The sequence below is a fragment of the Candidatus Polarisedimenticolaceae bacterium genome, from assembly GCA_036275915.1.
In the GTDB taxonomy this organism is placed as follows: Bacteria; Acidobacteriota; Polarisedimenticolia; order Polarisedimenticolales; family DASRJG01; genus DASRJG01.
Genome location: DASUCV010000020.1, coordinates 82,628 through 99,425, shown reverse-complemented (window position 1 = coordinate 99,425; position 16,798 = coordinate 82,628). Strand labels below are relative to the sequence as shown.

Annotated in this window: 9 protein-coding genes and 2 pseudogenes; 4 read left to right on the top strand and 7 right to left on the bottom strand. The window is 68.9% G+C overall.

From position 1 onward, the window contains the following. Window positions 1-10 precede the first annotated feature (10 nt). Window positions 11-3,259, bottom strand: a complete 3,249-nt coding sequence (locus VFV19_16465) for a PKD domain-containing protein (GenBank protein ID HEX4825895.1) — start codon at window positions 3,257-3,259, stop codon at window positions 11-13. A gap of 100 nt (window positions 3,260-3,359) precedes the next feature. Beyond that, window positions 3,360-4,529: a tetratricopeptide repeat protein gene (locus tag VFV19_16460; GenBank protein HEX4825894.1), complete on the bottom strand. Its 1,170-nt coding sequence runs from the start codon at window positions 4,527-4,529 to the stop codon at window positions 3,360-3,362. Window positions 4,530-4,695: 166 nt separating this feature from the next. Between VFV19_16460 and VFV19_16455 the strand changes: the two genes are divergently transcribed. Both VFV19_16455 and VFV19_16450 read left to right on the top strand, forming a co-directional pair. After that, on the top strand, window positions 4,696-7,791 hold the full coding sequence (locus tag VFV19_16455; protein HEX4825893.1) for a hypothetical protein: 3,096 nt from the start codon (window positions 4,696-4,698) through the stop codon (window positions 7,789-7,791). 46 nt (window positions 7,792-7,837) lie between these two features. Further along, window positions 7,838-9,385, top strand: coding sequence for a right-handed parallel beta-helix repeat-containing protein (locus VFV19_16450; GenBank protein ID HEX4825892.1), 1,548 nt, complete (start codon window positions 7,838-7,840; stop codon window positions 9,383-9,385). On the opposite strand, the gene VFV19_16445 is transcribed toward VFV19_16450, so the two are convergent. Together VFV19_16445 and VFV19_16440 are read right to left on the bottom strand one after the other, a co-directional pair. Further along, a complete protein-coding gene (locus tag VFV19_16445) occupies window positions 9,382-9,681 on the bottom strand; it encodes a hypothetical protein (GenBank protein HEX4825891.1) in 300 nt (99 codons plus the stop codon). The genes VFV19_16450 and VFV19_16445 overlap by 4 nt on opposite strands. After that, window positions 9,678-10,268, bottom strand: coding sequence for a TetR/AcrR family transcriptional regulator (locus tag VFV19_16440; GenBank protein HEX4825890.1), 591 nt, complete (start codon window positions 10,266-10,268; stop codon window positions 9,678-9,680). Before VFV19_16440 ends, VFV19_16445 begins: the two co-directional genes overlap by 4 nt. A 73-nt stretch (window positions 10,269-10,341) precedes the next feature. On the opposite strand from VFV19_16440, the gene VFV19_16435 reads away from it, so the two are divergent. Next, the gene (locus tag VFV19_16435) at window positions 10,342-11,049 is read left to right on the top strand and encodes a hypothetical protein (GenBank protein HEX4825889.1); all 708 of its coding nucleotides are present in this window, start codon (window positions 10,342-10,344) and stop codon (window positions 11,047-11,049) included. Window positions 11,050-11,056: 7 nt separating this feature from the next. On the opposite strand, the gene VFV19_16430 is transcribed toward VFV19_16435, so the two are convergent. Then, window positions 11,057-12,241 carry a hypothetical protein gene (locus VFV19_16430; protein ID HEX4825888.1) on the bottom strand — a complete coding sequence of 395 codons (1,185 nt, stop codon included), beginning with the start codon at window positions 12,239-12,241 and terminating at the stop codon, window positions 11,057-11,059. Window positions 12,242-12,303: 62 nt separating this feature from the next. Between VFV19_16430 and VFV19_16425 the strand changes: the two genes are divergently transcribed. Further along, the gene (locus VFV19_16425; protein HEX4825887.1) at window positions 12,304-13,593 is read left to right on the top strand and encodes a c-type cytochrome; all 1,290 of its coding nucleotides are present in this window, start codon (window positions 12,304-12,306) and stop codon (window positions 13,591-13,593) included. A 16-nt stretch (window positions 13,594-13,609) separates the two neighbouring features. Here the strand turns inward: VFV19_16425 and VFV19_16420 are convergent. Then, window positions 13,610-13,720, bottom strand: a pseudogene (locus VFV19_16420) (thrombospondin type 3 repeat-containing protein). 45 nt (window positions 13,721-13,765) lie between these two features. Continuing rightward, window positions 13,766-15,430, bottom strand: a pseudogene (locus VFV19_16415) (MopE-related protein). Between the last annotated feature and the right edge of the window lie 1,368 nt (window positions 15,431-16,798).

Below are 16,798 nucleotides of genomic sequence, written 5' to 3'. Positions count from 1 at the left end.
GTCCCCACTCTTAAGGACAGGTCCCCGAGGCGTTGACGACGCGGGGCCCCGCAGTCGCGTCGCCGGCCGAGCCGACGACCGGTCCGCGGATCCCGACCGCGAGATACCAGTAGAGCGTGTCCTCCGGCGGGATCTCCGCGGAGGCCGCGGACGGGTCGACCCCCTCGTAGCGGATGCACGAATCGAGCGAGGAGTCGAGCAGGTGGGGGAGGTCGGCGGCGACGCCGCGATAGAGCCGGTAGCCGTCGGCGTTCGAAGCCACGCCCCAGGAGAGCGTGTCCTTCGCCGCGTCCCATGAGAGAGCCGCGACCTCCGGGATCGCGCACGCTTCGACCTCGATCGTCTTCTGATCGACGTTCGGACTGCCGAGGCCCCGCGCGTCGGTGACGCGCAGCCGCGCGGCGTAGTCGCCGGCGACCGTGTAGACATGCTCGGTGGTCGGCCACGATTGGACGACGTCGGGCGATCCGTCGCCGAAGTCGAACTGGTACGAGGCGATGCCGTCGCCGTCGGGGTCCGAGGACGGCGAGCCGTCGAAGGTGACGGTCAGCGGCACGCACCCATCGGCGGGAGACCGGGACAGGGTCGCAACCGGCGCCGCGTTCGGACGGCACGACGCGTTGCCGACGAGGACGTACTGGCCCGTCGGCGCGAAGTCCTGCGCGGCGGTCTGTGTGACCGGCAGGCCGTCGGGGCGTGTGAACGTCCGCGCCGTGACACCGACCAGGGTTTGACCGGCGGAGACGCCGTCGATCTTCGCGTTCGCGATCTTGATCCGGATCACGCCGGTCCCGGGGTCGTAGCTGCCCTCATCGGCGGCCCCGACCCGTGTCGGAAGGTTCGCGTTCGGCGGCGAGACGGTGCCGTACTCGTAGCTCACCGTGCCGGCGGCGTCCGTCTTCGCGGCGACGTAGTTCCGGTCGGCGCTGCCGTTCGGGACCGGGCGGTTCCAGATGATGTACCACTGGGTCGTCGGCGGCGCGGACGCGGCCTGACCGACCTGGAGCGTGAACACGATGTCGTCCGGCTCCCCCGAGTACGGCTCGGCGGCCGACAGCGACACGATGTTCACGGCCGGCGTCGCGGGGATGTTCGGTGCGGAATCGCTGGTGTCGGTCGCGATGATCATCCCGGGGACGGTGCACGGATCGGTGCCGGGCGGCACACCCGGTGCGACGGAGATCTCGCTGCAGAACGCGCCCTCGCCCGCGGCGTTCACCGCCGAGACCTTGTAGAAGTAGCCGAGCGACGGGTTCGCGGCGATGTCGTCGTAGCTGTTCTTCGCGCCGATCGACGTGAGCAGCGTCTCGCTCCCGCTCGTCGGACCGCGGTAGATCTTGTACCCCGTGATCACGGAGCCGCCGTTGTCGGGCCTCGACCACGAGAGATGGACCACACCCGGTGCGGTACGGACGCCGTCGAGCTTCGGCGCCTGCGGATGAACCGGCTCGGCGGGGCTCGGGTCGTACTGCGCGAGGAGACGCCGGCCTCCGGACTGGCGAATGATCGAGGCCTTCGCCGTGTAGTCGTTGTAGGTCTGACCGGAGATGCACGAGCCGGTCACGCATCCGTCCGAGAAGGCGACGAGGACGCGGCCGAGCTTGTCGATCGTGATGTCGTTGAAGTCGAGGAGGTTGCGGTCGTCCGGAACGTGATCGCAGGCGGTCGTTCCCTGATTGCAGATCGAGCCGCGCTGGACCGGGTCGTGTGGCGTCGCGTCGACGGTCGCCCAGGTGACGCCGCCGTCGAGCGTCGTCGCGATGAAGAGGTGCCAGATGCCCGCGAAGGTCGAGGGATCGCCGTAATCGCCGTCCGAGAGCGTCCCCAGGAAGGCATAGGCCGCACGATCGTTGTCGCCGGCGACGACCTCGGGGAAGGTGCTGTTCTTGATCCCGAACTCGGTGCCGACCTCCTTGTTGTCGTGCCACGTGACGCCCTTGTCGTCGGACACGGCGATCCAGGGGTGGCCGTCGTCGCGCTGATAGCCGAAGTAGAGCCGGCCGCCGGCGCCGATGCCGACCGAGGGATCGAGCAGCCAGCCGTTCTTCGACGCCGTGCTCCCGGTCACCCGGCGCACCGTCCAGGTCACGCCGTTGTCCGACGAGACGATGACGCCTCCATTGCCGTTGCAGTCCTTGTTCGGGACATACACGGTCCCGTCGGGCGCGACCTTGATGTGCCCGTGGATCGCCGCGCAGTCCTGGGTCGTCCACGCGGGCACGCCGGGGCCGAAGGTCAGGCCGCCGTCGCAGCTCATCGCGCAGAACGACGTCTCGTCCTCCTGCGAGCAGTAGTAGACGGCGTCGGGGTACACGGGCGTGTGGCAATCGGTTGGGCCGGGCGCGAACGGCCCGCCGCCGTAGCTCTGGTGGTCGGCGCCGGCGGGTGCACCGCAACCCTGGCTCGGGGTCCACGTCGTCCCGTCGTCGTCGGAGAACGCGGTCGCGCTGCACGCGCCGGTGAGCTGCGATGAGAAGGTGCGGTTCGTCCGCGAGTCGGTGAAGAGGATCGGATCGAGGCTGACGGTCGAGGTCGACGGGAACGACACGTCCTCCCAGGTCGCCGCGGCCGGCGACGCGCATTCGTCCCACCCGACGCGCAGCGTTCGGAGGCCCGACTGGAACATCGCCTTGCCGCTCGTCCAGTCCGCGCCGATCGACGGCTCGCCGGCGTCGTCGCCCATGCCGGTCGGCGCCTGGTAGACCTCGAAGCGCGGGACGCCCGGGACCGTCGGCTGGTCGGGCGGCTCGATCGGCGCCTGCGCATGACCGAGCGCGATCGTCGTGGAGTACGTGTCCCCGCCCGCCCCCGTCGTCACCGAATAGGGGACGACGCGCACGGTGTAATGCGAGGTCGCACCGCTCGGCACCTGGTAGGTGATCGACTCCTGGACGCCGGTGCTGTTCGCCGAGATCGCGTCGACGGTGGTCCCGTCCGCGTCGATCAAGTAGAGATCGAAATCGCCCTGCGGGTCCGGGAAGTTCAGATCGACGTGGAGGAGGTAGATCGTCGAGTCGGACGGTGGGATCGCGACCGTCAGCGCGAAGTCATCGCAGGGGCTCGCGGGGTTCGCGCACACCGGCGACACCGGCGGCGCGGGCGGGACGTAAGGCGCACCCGTCTGGTTGGTGAAGTCGAATGGACCGCCGGTGAATCCCGTCGTGGCGTTCGGTGAGACCGTTCCGCTCGCCGGCGTCGCAGACCAAACGGCCGGTTGGAGGACGACGACGAGAATCGCAGCGACCGCGGCTCGGACCATGGTGTGCCCCCTTGTCTGATGGCGCACACCCTTTGTGGACTCGGAAGCCGGGAATCACCATAAGGTGTTTCCCTGAATGAAACAGGGGGAAATCCTTGCGTCACTCCATTATTAGCGTTTCGACGTACCGGGACAGGCGCTGCGAGTGCTTCTCGCGAAACTCCGGGTACTCGCCCGCGAGCGCCGCGTCGAACAGGTGGAGGAAGATCGCCTCGTCGAGGTAGCCGGCCTGATCGGCGCGCTCGATCATCGCCCAGAACGGGCTCGTCACCCTCGAGGGCCCCGGCTCCGTTTCACGAGCCGCAGCGAGCGCGCGCTTGACGGCCGCGCGCTCGACGGCGAGCGCCGATTTTCCGTCGGCCGCGTCGGCCTTCGCGTTGATGTAGGCCACCCAGGCCGCGGCGTCGGCGCCTCGCGGCTCGACGTTCCGGTTCCCGAAGACGCGCTTCCACTTGTGTCCGAGCGCGGTCCCGTAAAGGCGGAGCGCCGACCATCCGGCCTCGTACATCGGGTCCGACACGACGGTGAGGACGAGCTCGTGCACCGCGGCCTCGTTGTCCCCGAGCTGCAGGTCGGTGTCGGCGAGGAACCGGTGCGCCTCGCGGTTCCACGGGTCGACCGTCAGCGCCTTCGAGAACAGCTCCTTCGCCTTGCGATAGTCCTCGACCACGTAATGCGAGTCGGCGAAGTCGACCCACCACGCGGCCGCCTCCGGACATCCGGCCGTCGCCTTCTCGTAGGCGGCGATCGCATCCGAGTACCGCCGCGCGCCGTAGAGCGATTCCCCGCGCGAGTGGATCTCGATCGCCGTCTCCGGGCACTCGACCGTCTTGACCTCGAGGAACTCCTCGCCGGCAAGGCGCGTCATGCCGTCGCGCGCCACGCCGGCGATGAGCGAGTCCGGATCGCCTTCGGCAATCGACTGGTAGTCCTCCTGGGCGAACTCCTTGAATTTCTCGCGATCCTCCGGAACGACGAGTGCTGCGAGGACCTCGAAGAAATGTCCCCTCTGGAGGCGGACGTCGCTGTCGTCGGGGCTCGCGTCGACGGCGGCGTTGAACTTCGCCAGCGCGCCGTTGTAGTCCTTCTCGATGTGCCAGAGCGCCTTCGCCTCACGGACGAGGGCCTGGGCGTCGGGACGCTCGAAGCTGTCGGTGGGGACGGGCTTCGAGAGCGATTTGGGCTTCGGAGTGCTCGTGATGGCGCCCGCCGGCGATGCGGCGAACAGCAAGGCGAGGGCGCCCACGGCCGGGAATGCTCGGCGCAACATGGCGATCGACCTCGAACCATCCCCGACTGCGCGTGAAAGTACGAGGAGGATGGCGGAGCGTCAATGCGCCGTGGGCCGCCGCGCGCGCTTACGGTTTCGCGTCCCCTCATGGGGGGCCGGCGACAACGACGACACGTTTAGAATACGGCGCGTTCGGGGGGGCCTCGTGCGTCGAATCCTCGTCCTCGTCTTGTCTGCCGTCGCAGCTTCGGCCGCGATGGCGCAGTCGCTCGACCCGCGTTTGCTCGAAGGGCTGCACTGGCGGCTCGTCGGGCCGTTTCGCGGCGGCCGCACGGTGACGGCGACCGGCGTGCCCGGGCGGCCGAACCGTTTCTACTTCGGCGCGGTCGGCGGAGGGGTGTGGCGATCCGACAACGCCGGGCGCACCTGGGATCCGATCTTCGACGCGCAGCCGGTCGCGTCGATCGGAGCGGTCGCGGTCGCTCCCTCGAGTCCCGACGTCCTCTACGTGGGCTCGGGCGAAGGGGACATGCGCTCGGACATCAGCTACGGCAACGGGATGTACAAGAGCGTCGATGCCGGAGCGACCTGGACCCGGATCGGTCTGACCGACAGCCGCCAGATCGGGCAGGTCCTCGTGGACCCTCACGACGCGAACGTCGTCTTCGTGGCGGCGCTCGGGCATGCCTACGGACCGAACCAGGAGCGCGGCGTCTTCCGCTCGAGGGATGGCGGCAAGACCTGGAAGCGCGTGCTCTTCGAGGACGAGAACACCGGAGCGATCGACCTCGCGTTCGACCCCGCGAGCAGCAAGACGATCCTCGCCGCGATGTGGCAGACGCGGCGGCCGCCGTGGAACGTCTATCCGCCGTCGAACGGCCCCGGGAGCGGCCTCTACCGTTCCGTCGACGGCGGCGACACATGGGCCCGCGTCAGCGGCGGGCTTCCTGTGGAGAAGCTGGGCCGGATCCGCATCGCGTTCGCCCCGTCCGACCCTCGCCGGGTGTACGCGCTCGTCGACGCGAAGGAGGGTGGCCTCTACGTATCCGACGACGGCGGTGTGAACTGGAAGAAAACCGGCTCGGATCGTCGCATCTGGGAGCGCGGCTGGTATTTCGCGGGTGTGACGGTCGACCCGGCGGATCGCGACGTCGTCTACGCCTGCAACACGGCGCTCTACCGGTCGACCGACGGCGGCAAGACGTTCCTTCCGTTCAAGGGCGCGCCCGGCGGCGACGACTATCACAGGCTGTGGATCGATCCCGCCGACGCGCGCCGCATGATCCTGGCGAGCGATCAGGGCGCGGCGATCAGCCTCGACGGTGGCAAGACGTGGAGCTCCTGGTACAACCAGCCGACCGGGCAGTTCTACCACGTCGCGACCGACGACCGGTTCCCGTACTGGATCTACGGCGCGCAGCAGGACAGCGGAGCCGCGGCGACCCCCGTTCGCACCGATTACCGGTCGATCACCGAGCGCGACTGGAACGAGATCGCCATCGGCGGCGAGAGCGGATACATCGTGCCCGACCCGGACGATCCCGACGTCGTCTGGGGCGGGACGGTCGGCAAGTTCGACTGGCGCACCCTTCAGGAAGCGAGCGTCGATCCCACCCTCGCGCACCCCGGCGAATACCGCGGTGAGTGGACGCTGCCGCTCGCGATCTCGCCGCGCACGAAGGCGATCTACTTCGCCCGGCAGTTCCTCTTCAAGTCGGTCGATCGCGGCGGCCGATGGGAGAAGATCAGCCCCGATCTCACGCGCGAGGATCCCGGAAAGCCGGCGAACCTCGACCCGGTGACGGCCGACGACTCCGACGTCAAGGGCGCGCGCCGCGGCGTGATCTATGCGATCGCGCCCTCGCCCCTCGTCGACGCAAGGATCTGGGTCGGCACCGACGACGGGTTGATCTGGCTTTCCCCCGACGACGGCCGGTCGTGGAACAACGTCACCCCGAAGGTCCTCGGGCCGTGGTCGAAGGTCGGGATCATCGAGGCGTCTCACTTCGACGCGGACACGGCCTACGCGGCGATCGACCGGCACCGGATCGACGATCTCTCGCCGGAGATCCTGCGGACGAAAGACGCCGGAAAAACCTGGACGTCGATCGCCCGCGGCATCCCCGACGGGAGCTTCGTCAACGTCGTGCGGGAGGACCCGGTACGGCGCGGGCTGCTCTACGCCGGCACCGAGACCGGCGTGTTCGTCTCGTTCGACGACGGCGAGCACTGGCAGCCGTTGCAAGCCAACCTTCCGAACTGCTCGATTCGCGACATCGACGTCCGCCATGGCGACCTCGTCGTCGCCACGCACGGCCGCTCGTTCTGGGTGCTCGACGACCTCTCGCCCCTCCGGCAGATCGATGCGACGGTGAGCTCGAAGGACCTCTTCCTCGCCGCTCCACGTCCCGCGGTGTGCCTCCGCGCGGCAGGCTTCCAGGGATCGCCGGAGCCCAAGGACGAGCCGATGGCCGAGAACCCCCTCGCCGGAGCGGTCATCGATTACTTCGTGCGCGCCGACAGCGGCCGCCTCGTCGTCTCGATCGTCGATGCGTCCGGCGCCGTCGTCCGCCGCTATGCCAGCGACGATGCGACCCAGCCGCCCGATCTCCAGAAGATTGCGACGACCCCGGATTGGGCGACCGTGTCCCAGCCGCCGCCGGCGACGCCGGGAATGCATCGGTTCGTCTGGGACCTCCGCGACGCGTTGCCCGAAGAGCTCGTGAGCCGCGACCGCCGGGGCACCGGCTCGGGGCCGTGGTCGCCTCCCGGCCGCTACATCGTCCGGCTCGAGCAGGGTGGGCGGGTCGTCTCGCAGCCCCTCGACGTCGTCAAGGATCCACGCCTCCCGGCGGCGATCACCGACGCCGACCTCGAGCACCAGCACGAGCTCGCGGTCAAGCTCCAGGCGATTCGTGTTCGCGTGGCCGTGGGTCTCCGCCAGGCCGACACCCTCCGCAAGCAGATCCAGGAATCGAAAGCCAAGGCCGGCACGCTCGCCGAGCTTTCGAGCTCGATCGATCGTGCCGCGGGGCCGCCGGCCAACGCGGAGCCTTCCTTCGGGCAACCGATCGATGCCGACCCCGCGAGCCTCCGGCGGGTCGCCTCGTCGCTCGCCGAGCTGCAGTCGGCGGTCGAGAGCGCCGACGGCGCGCCCTCGGCCGATGCTCTGACCGCATTCGGGCAGCGACAATCCGCCGCAACCGAAGGATTGGCGCGCTGGCAGACCCTTCTCGACGGCGGGCTGGCTGCCGCCAACCGGACGCTCCAGGCCGCCGGTTTCGCCGCCCTCAAGCCGTAGCCTCCCTTTCGCCGTAAATGAATGGTTCGGGGGAAGCGGGGGCGGGTTGCGTCGGGCATCAACGATTCTGGGCGTCCTGGCCCTGGTGACGGCGGCAGCGATCGGCGCGGCGTCCGCGGCGACGCGCGTCGTCACCAAGCCCGACGACACCACCGACGGCCTGTGCGATGCGGACTGCTCGCTCCGCGACGCCGTCACCGCCTCCGTCTCGGGCGACACGATCACGTTCGACGACGACGTCGTCGGCGAGACGATCACGCTCGTCCTCGGAGACCTCGTCATCGACAAGACCCTCACGATCACGGGGCCGGGCCAGGGCGCGCTCGCCATCAGCGGCGGCGACACGCAGCGCATCTTCAGCGTGACGCCGGCGGGAACGCTCACCGCGTCCGGTCTCACGTTCACCCAAGGCAAGGGGGAGTTCTACGCGCCGCTCGGGGTCGCGGCGGCGGGTGTCGTGGTGAGCAGCGGCACCGTTTCGTTCACGGACTGCACGTTCGCGGACAACCACGCCGACGGGCACTCGAGCGGGAACGGCGTCAACGACGCCGCGGTCGGCTACTCGGACGGCGTCGGCAAGACGATGACGTTCACGCGCTGCACCTTCCGCGACAACACCGCCGGCGGGGCGCCGTGCCTCGACATCGACCGCGGCGCGCTGACGATCATCGACTCGGTGTTCCTCGACAACACGGCCACGGACGGCCCCTCGTGCGTGCTCTCCGCGAGCCTCGACCCGGCTGTGATCATGCGGACGACGTTCTCCGGAAACGCGGCGGTCGCCGGCGGCGCCCTCTTCGTCTCGGGGAGCGGAGGGACCACGATCAAGAACTCGACGATCGTCGAGAACATGTCGACGGCGGGATTCGGCGCGGGGATCTACGTCTACGGGCAGGGCAAGGCGACCGTCAGCAACGTCACGCTCGCGCAGAACGTCGCGGCGACCGGCTCGAACATCTACGTCACGGGCGGGGGAACGGCGATCGTGCGCAACACGATCCTCGCGAACACCGCGAACAATTGCAGCGGCGTCGGAATCACGTCGCACGGCTACAACCTCGATTCAGGGGGAACGTGCGGTTTCGCGGCCACCGGGGACAAGAGCAACGCGACGGCGGGGCTCGCACCGCTCGCCTCGAGCGGCGGCCTGACGCCGACGATGCCCCTCTACCTCACGAGCGCCGCCCGCGACGCCGGCAACCCCGCAGCACCGGGGAGCGGCGGCGACGCCTGCGAAGCCGCCGACCAGCGCGGCATCGCACGCCCGGCCTTCACCGCCTGCGACATCGGAGCGTTCGAGTCGACCGGCCCCGAGACGATCGGCACTTCCGGGTTCATGACGCGGGGCGACAAGACCCTCTACTCGTGGCCGTCGCAGCCGGGCGTCACGCAATACGAGACACGTCGCTCGACGCTCGCGACCTTCGCCACGACACCCTGCGTCGGCATCACGACGACGGGAACGACGTGGAGCGATTCCCAGATCCCCGCGGCCGGCGGTGCCTTCTTCTACATCAACCGCCCGTCGCTGCCGCAGCTCGGCACGTGGGGGTACACGACCGCCGGCGCGGAGCGCACGACCCCCTGTCCTTAGGAACTGGGGACAGTCCCCATTTTCTTCTCAAATCGTCGCGCGATTGCGGCTCCCACGAAGCCCACGACGACCCCGGCGGGCGCGCCGATGACCGCGGCGAGGAAGAAGACCGGCTCGTCGGCATGAAGGAGCGCCTCGGCGGCGTTGTGGAGGACGGCACAGAGCGGGAACGCGCACGCCGAGACGGCCGCGACTCCCAGGAAGAATCGCGTCCACCCCTTTGCGCGACGGAAGAGAACGAACGCCGCGACGGCGAGGACGAGGGCGGCGCCGACGAGCATCAGAAATACTTTCATCGTGTCGACTCCAGGAGCGCACGCCCGACGCCGGCGAGCAGCTCGCGGCGAGCGGCGGTCGTGAGAAGTCCGAGCTCGCGGCCGATGCTCGCGATCGTCCCGAGCCCGAGGATCGCCCAGGCGGCGGCGTCGGGGGAGACGCCCCCGCGCACGCGGCGGGCCGCGCGGTGCTCGGCGATGCGATCGCGGACGTAGCGCTGGAACTTGCGATAGGTCTGCCGGAGGTGCTCCCGCACTTCGTCGTCGTCGATCTCGTCGAGGCCGGTGAAGAGCACCCGGTAGAGCCCGAACTCGCCGTGGTGGACCGCCTCGTGGGCGAGGATGCGCTCGGCACCGGTCGCCGAGGCGGACGCGCCGGCGAGCAGCTCGGTCCAGGTCGCCATAGAGCGCTCGAACACGTGGTCGATCGACGCCAGGAACATCGCCTTCTTGTCGGGCCAGAGCCGATAGAGGACCGTCTCCTGGACTCCGCACCGCCGCGCCAGCTCCGCCGTCGTCGCCTTGGTGTAGCCCGCGCTCGCGAACGCCTCGGCCAAGACGGGCAAGAGCGCCTCGCGCTTCTCGGCGGAACGGTTTGGCCGCGGCATGGGTGTAATGTAAGTGTGTACTGTCAAAACGTCAAGAGACGGTTTCTGCCATAATTCGTCGCACGAGGTCCCCATGACGAATAGAACCGTCCGCCTGCTCCGCTCTTCCTTTCTCACGATCGCGTCGTTCGAGATGCTCGTCCTGGCTCAGGACGCGCCGCCGAAGGTCAAGATCCCCGAGCCCGGCGTTCCGCAGGTCATGACGCTCGAAGGGCGCTGGGTCCGCGCCGCCTACAACAACGAGGGGTACGCGATCCTCGGGTACCGGGTCGCGAACAACTCGGTCGGTCAGCCTTGGATCCTGCTCGAGGTCGGTATCACGGTGAGGAAGGGTGTCGCGAGCGAGCAGCTCCTGCGCGACGCGATCTCGCTCGAGACGCCCGACGGCAAGAAGGTCCCTCTGCCGTCCAACAAGGAATTCCAGACGGCGAACCTGGCCGGCCTTCAGAAGCAGGCCGACATGATGCGCGACTCGATCAACTACTTTCCCCCCGACGCGACACGCGCAGCCCGGCTCGGGTTCTTCGCCGATCTCACCGATCGCACGATGGGCTTCGACAAGGTCGAGCTCACCCCCGATCGCGCCTGCCTCGGCCGGCTCTACTTCCCCGTCGAGGGAGGAATCCACTACGGTCAATACTGGCTCGACATCAAGTTCGAGAGCTCGCTCGTGCGCGTGCCCTTCCGGATCCTCACCAAGGAAGAGGCGAAGTTCCTCGACAAGAACTACAAGGACATCGAGAAGCAGGTCCACGACGCGTTCGCGCCGAAACCGCAGTAACACTTCATCACTCGCGCTCGGGATGCTCCTCGATCCCGGTCACGAAGGGCCGGCCGTTTCGGGTTTCGAAGGCGACGGACAGCGGGTAGAGCCGGTCGAAGTGCGCATCGAGCACCGATTTCCCGGCGTGGTGCTCGACCTTCCACTCGCCCATGATCAGGCCGACCCAGCATTCCTCCCCGTCGTCGCGGACGTACTTGTCGCGCATCGACGCAAATTGGGACTTCACGTAGGCGATCGCAGCCGGCGCGGCGAGCGCGGACGCATCCTTCGCCGCCGCGACACGGCGAAACAGCTCGTGCAGCGCGTGAAGCTCGGGGTCATCGTCGACGCGGCCGAGGTCTTCCACCCCGTGGTCGCGAAGCCGCAATGACCAAGTTGCATGCGGCCCGTCGCACGCGCCGCAGGGTGCGAAGCACGCGAGCGGCGTGTTCACCCGCAGGCGGAGCACGTCACCCTGCAGCTCGACGTGGGTCTGGCCGGGCGCGTCGTACATCGCGACGTACTCGAGCACCGCGGTCTTGCCCGTCCAGCGCCAGAGGCTGATTTGCGCAGGGCAGATGAGCCCGGCGTCGGGCCGCGCTACCGCGTCGACCCAGAATCGTGCCTCGCCGCCGGCACTCTTCGGGGCAAGGATGACCTTTCCGTCGAGCGGGCCGTCGTGCCATCCGGGTCCGGAGGTACGCCAACGACCAAGCTCACCCTCCTCCGCCCGTGCATCGAGAGGAACGGTTCGGATCCGCCAAGCGATCCGGTAATCGCCCTTCGCTGACCGTGCGGCGATCACGATCGTGCTCCGGCGCGAGCCCGAATGGATGGCGATCGCGTAAGACCCGGTCGCCAAGGACACCGCGCCGGCGTCCAGCGGGCCCGGAACATCGTCGTTCTCCGAGCGCGATGGGGGAGACAGCGTCCGCAGATCCGCGGCCAGCTCATCCGCGGCGCTGTCAGGATGGTCGGCGAGGTAGCTGAGCAACCACTGCTCGGCAAGTGACCAGGAGCGATTCATGAGCGCATCAAGCTCGTCCTCGCGCTCCGGAGTCAGGTTCTCGTAGAGCTTTCCGAGCTTGTCGCAAACGTCTCCATAGCTCTTCTTCAGATCATCACGGCGTGCGGCGGTGTCTGGCTGTACCGCATCGCTGGCAAATCCGGAGGCCAGCGCGGAGAGCAGCATTGCGGACACGACAAGCATCGACGCACCTCGTGACCGAATCATGTCATCTCGCGCCGCCGCGTGATAGCCTCCCGCCTCCGATGCTCCGCCGCATTCTCAAGATCGTCGCCGGCGCCGTGGCCGTTCTCGTTTTGATCGTGGGAATCGCGCTCGCCGTCATCTCTCGTGGCGGCATCCCGTTTTACCCGCCGGGGAAGATCGACCTCAAGGTCGAGGTGACCCCGGAGCGCGTCGAGCGCGGGCGGCACACGATGCAGATGCTTTGTGTCGCCTGCCACCTCGACAACGACACTGGGACGCTCGCCGGCAAGCCGATGCTCGAGGTGCCCGCGCAGTTCGGCTCGGCGCACTCGGCGAACATCACCGGCGACCCGGAGACGGGGATCGGGTCGTGGAGCGACGGCGAGATCGCGTATCTCCTCCGCACCGGCGTCCGTCGTGACGGGCGCTACACGCCGCCGTGGATGGTCAAGCTGCCGCTCATGGCCGACGAGGACCTGAAGGACGTCATCGCGTTCCTTCGCTCCGACGATCCGCTCGTGAAGCCGGTGCACGTGAAGAGGCCGCTGAGCCAGCCCAGCTTGCTCATGAAGGTGCTCGCGCGGACGGTGTTCAAGCCGATTCCGTACCCGACCTCGCCGATCCCGACGCCCGACACGAGCGACAGGGTCGCGTACGGGCGGTACCTCGTGCAGGCCCGCGCCCTCTGCTATCCGTGCCACTCGGCCGATTTCGCGACGCTCGACGAGCACGTGCCCGAGAAATCGGGCGGCTACCTCGGCGGCGGGAACGCGATGCCCGACATGAACGGCCGCATCGTGAAGACGGCGAACATCACGCCGGATCCCGAGACCGGGATCGGCAAGTGGACCGAGGATGAGTTCGTGCGGCTCGTGCGCTTCGGGGTTCGTCCCGACGCGAGCGTGATCCAGTACCCGATGATGCCGTTTCCGGAGCTGTCCGACGACGAGACGCGCGCGATCTACGCGTACCTGAAGACCGTGCCGCCGATCAAGAATGCGGTGCCGCGGCCGGTGGCGGCCACGGTTGCCGGAACGGACGCGGGCCGCGCCGCCTACTACCGTTACGGCTGCAACGGGTGCCACGGCGACACCGGCGTCGGCGTCTACGACCTCCGCAAGAACCCCGTCGACTTCCCGACCGAGGAGGCGCTCATCGCCTATATCAAGCACCCCGAGATCGCGAAACCCGGGGTCAAGATGCCGACGTGGGACGGTGTCATCGCGGGAAGCCGACTACGCGCCGCTCGCCGCGCACGTGCGGGCGCTGGCGGCGGCGCGCAAGTAATCGTCAGGGCTGGCAGGCGTCACCCACGCCGTCGCCGTCGGTATCGAGCTGCGTCGGGTTGAACACGGTCGGGCAGTTGTCGCAGACGTCGCCCACGCCGTCGAGATCGACGTCGGCCTGATCGGCGTTGGCGATCGTCGGGCAATTGTCCGCGGCGTTCGCAAGACCGTCGCCGTCGATGTCCGGGTCGCACGCGTCGCCGAGCCCATCCTGATCGATGTCGCGCTGATCGGGGTTCGCGGCGAGCGGGCAGTTGTCGCAGACGTCGCCGTGCTGGTCGCCGTCGGCGTCGGCCTGCGACGGGTTGTAGAAGCCGGGGCAGTCGTCGACCGCCTCCTCGATGCCGTCGCCGTCGGCGTCGGTGCCGCCCGAGGGGCACGGATCGGAATTCGGGATCTCGACGTTCGCGCCGCCATACCCGAGCGCCGACTCGGAGCAGCCGGTCCGGCTGACGAGATAGTAGAAGAGCGTCCCCGGCCGCGGCGTCAGCGTGTCGCTCGCCGAAGACGAGGGCCACGCCTGCCCGGTGCAGTACTGGTCGTACGCGAACGCGCTCCCCGGATTGCGGAATCCGCGGTAGAGCCGGAAGGAGCCGCCGAGACTGCCGTCCTGCCACGTGAAGGTCGTCGAGGCGCCCGCCTTCGCCACGCGCATCGAGTTGTCGACCGCGGGCGCGCGCCCGTTCGCCGGATCGTTGGGCGCGCAGTCACACGCATCGCCGAAGGCGTCGCCGTCGGCGTTCGCCTGATTCGCGTTCGAGGCGTCGGGGCAATTGTCGAGACAGTTGCTGATCCCGTCGCCGTCCGAGTCCATCGCTTCGTCGACCTGGCCGTCGCAGTTGTCGTCGAGGCCGTTGCAGATCTCGACGCCGGGACCGCGGTCCGAGACGCAGACGAACGAGCCGGCGATGCAGATGCTGTGGCCCGGGCCGCAGACGCCCGGCTGCCCGGTCGTGCACGCGCCGCCCGCCGGGATGCCCTCGTCGATGAGGCCGTTGCAGTCGTTGTCGCGGCCGTCGCAGACCTCGGGGCCGGGGACCTCGGGCTGGCCGTCGCAGTCGTTGTCGCGGCCGTCGCAGACCTCGAGGTTGCCGGGATAGTTGTTCGGGTCGTTGTCGTCGCAGTCGTCTCCCGCGGAGACGTACCCCGGCGGCGGCGAGCCGGCGCAGTTCTGCTGAGAGATCGCGGGGTTGCCGTGGCCGTCGCCGTCGTGGTCGAGGTAGACGACACCGCACGAGCAGTACTGGGCTCCGTTTCCGAAGTGCATCCCGGAGCCGCGGATGCCGCCGAACACGATGAACTCGTTGCCCGCCCAGACGGAAGCCGTGTAATCGCGATCGTAGGGAGTCGAGCTGGTCTGGGCGGTCGGCGTCCACGTGTTCGTCGCCGGGTCGTAGAGGCCGCCCGCGCCGACTCCCACGACCAGCGCCGAACCTCCCCACACGATCATCACGTCGCCGGTCCAGACCGCGGTCGCGCGGAAGCGCGCGCTCGGCGCGTTCGCCGTCGCGGTGGCGGTCCAGGTGTTCGCCACCGGATCGTAGACGCCGCCGGTGTTGGTGGCCGGGCTCCCGCCCCAGACGATCATCTTCGTTCCGGTCGAGACCGCGGAGGCGTCGTTACGGATCGACGGCGCGCCGGTCGTCGTGGTCGCGGCCCACGTGTCCGTGTTCGGATCGTAGCGGCCGCCGGTGTTCAGGTTGACCGAGCCGTTGAAGCCCCCGAACACGACCATGCGCCCGTTGACCCACACGGCCGCGTGGTGATTCCGCACGGTCGGCGCGCCTGTCGTCGTGGTGGGCGTCCACGAATCGGTCGCCGGGTCATAGCGGCCGCCCGTATTCACCGCCGATTGCCCGGACCCGCCCCACACGATCGCGCGCGAGCCTGTCCAGACCATGGAGTGGTACTGGCGCAGCGTCGGCGCGCCGGTCGTGGTCGTCGGAAGCCAAGTGTTGCTCGTCGGATTGTAGCGGCCGCCGGTGTTGAGACCCTGCGTCCCGAACCCTCCCCACACGATCATCTCGGTCCCGGTCCAGACCGCCGTGTGTCGTACGCGCGCGGAGGGCGCGCCGTTGTCGGCGATGCGCGACCACGTGTCGGTCGCGGGAACGTAGCGGCTGCCGTCTCTGAGATTGCCGCTCTCGCCCTCGCCGCCCCAGACGATCATCTCGGCTCCCGTCCACACCGCGACGTGCTCGCCGCGAGGCTCCGGGCTCTTGCCGGGAATCGGCGACCAGGTATTCGTCGTCGTGTCGTAACGGCCCCCGTCGCTGAAATAGTCGGCGCCGACGCCGCCCCACACGATCATCTCGCCCCGTTCGGGCGCGTAGACGGCGGTGTGCTGGTCGCGAGCGAGAGGCGCGCCGACGCTCGTGATCGCTGACCAGCTGTTCGCCACCGGGTCGTAGCGGCTCCCCGTGTTGAAGATGACGGGGGAGTTGACTCCGTCGGTGTAATAGCCGCCCCAGACGATCATGCGCGCGCCGGTCCAGATGGCGGTGTGCTCGTAGCGTCCCGAAGGGGCGCCGACCGTCGTCGTCGCGGTCCATGTGTCGGACACCGGGTTGTAGCGGGCTCCGGTGTTCGGGAATGAAACCGTCGTCGAGCCGCCCCAGACGATCATCTCCGTGCCTGTCCAGACGGCGGTGTGGTAGTGACGTCCGACGATTCCCGTCGTCGACGTCGGAGTCCACGCATCGGTCGCCGGGTCGTAACGCCCGCCAGTGCTCAGAAGCACCCCATTGTCTCCGCCGAACACGATCATGCGGGTTCCCGCCCAGATCATGCTGTGGCGCGCCCGGCCCGCGGGCGCGCCCACCGCGGACATCGGCGTCCAGGTGTTCGTCACCGGATCGAACGATCCGCCGGCGGTCGGATAGGTGGCGCCGGTCTGGACCCCGCCCCAGACGAGCATGCGCGAGCCGGTCCAGACGGCGGTGTGGTAGATGCGCGCCGTCGGGGCGCCGCTCGTCGCGGTCGCGGTCCACGTGTCCGTCGCCGGATCGTAAACGCCGCCGTCGCCGAAGTAGGCGCCTCCCGCGTAACCGCCCCACACGACCATGCGCGATCCGGTCCACACGGTGGTGTGGAGCGTGCGAAGTGTGGGCTGGCCGGCCTGCGACATCGGCGTCCAGGTGTCGAGAGCGGGGTTGTACCTCGCGCCGTCGGGGAGGTACGGCGTCGTGCCGACGTGCCCACCCCAGATCAGCATCTCGGTTCCGGTCCAGACGGCGGTGTGTTGGTACCGGCCGTTGGGAAGGCCTTC

What these genes read in the sequence shown, in the direction of transcription:
- VFV19_16425 (HEX4825887.1), top strand. Translation starts at nt 12,304, where the DNA reads ATGCTCCGCCGCATTCTCAAGATCGTCGCCGGCGCCGTGGCCGTTCTC.
- VFV19_16445 (HEX4825891.1), bottom strand. Translation starts at nt 9,681, where the DNA reads ATGAAAGTATTTCTGATGCTCGTCGGCGCCGCCCTCGTCCTCGCCGTC.
- VFV19_16465 (HEX4825895.1), bottom strand. Translation starts at nt 3,259, where the DNA reads ATGGTCCGAGCCGCGGTCGCTGCGATTCTCGTCGTCGTCCTCCAACCG.
- VFV19_16430 (HEX4825888.1), bottom strand. Translation starts at nt 12,241, where the DNA reads ATGCTTGTCGTGTCCGCAATGCTGCTCTCCGCGCTGGCCTCCGGATTT.
- VFV19_16440 (HEX4825890.1), bottom strand. Translation starts at nt 10,268, where the DNA reads ATGCCGCGGCCAAACCGTTCCGCCGAGAAGCGCGAGGCGCTCTTGCCC.
- VFV19_16435 (HEX4825889.1), top strand. Translation starts at nt 10,342, where the DNA reads ATGACGAATAGAACCGTCCGCCTGCTCCGCTCTTCCTTTCTCACGATC.
- VFV19_16460 (HEX4825894.1), bottom strand. Translation starts at nt 4,529, where the DNA reads ATGTTGCGCCGAGCATTCCCGGCCGTGGGCGCCCTCGCCTTGCTGTTC.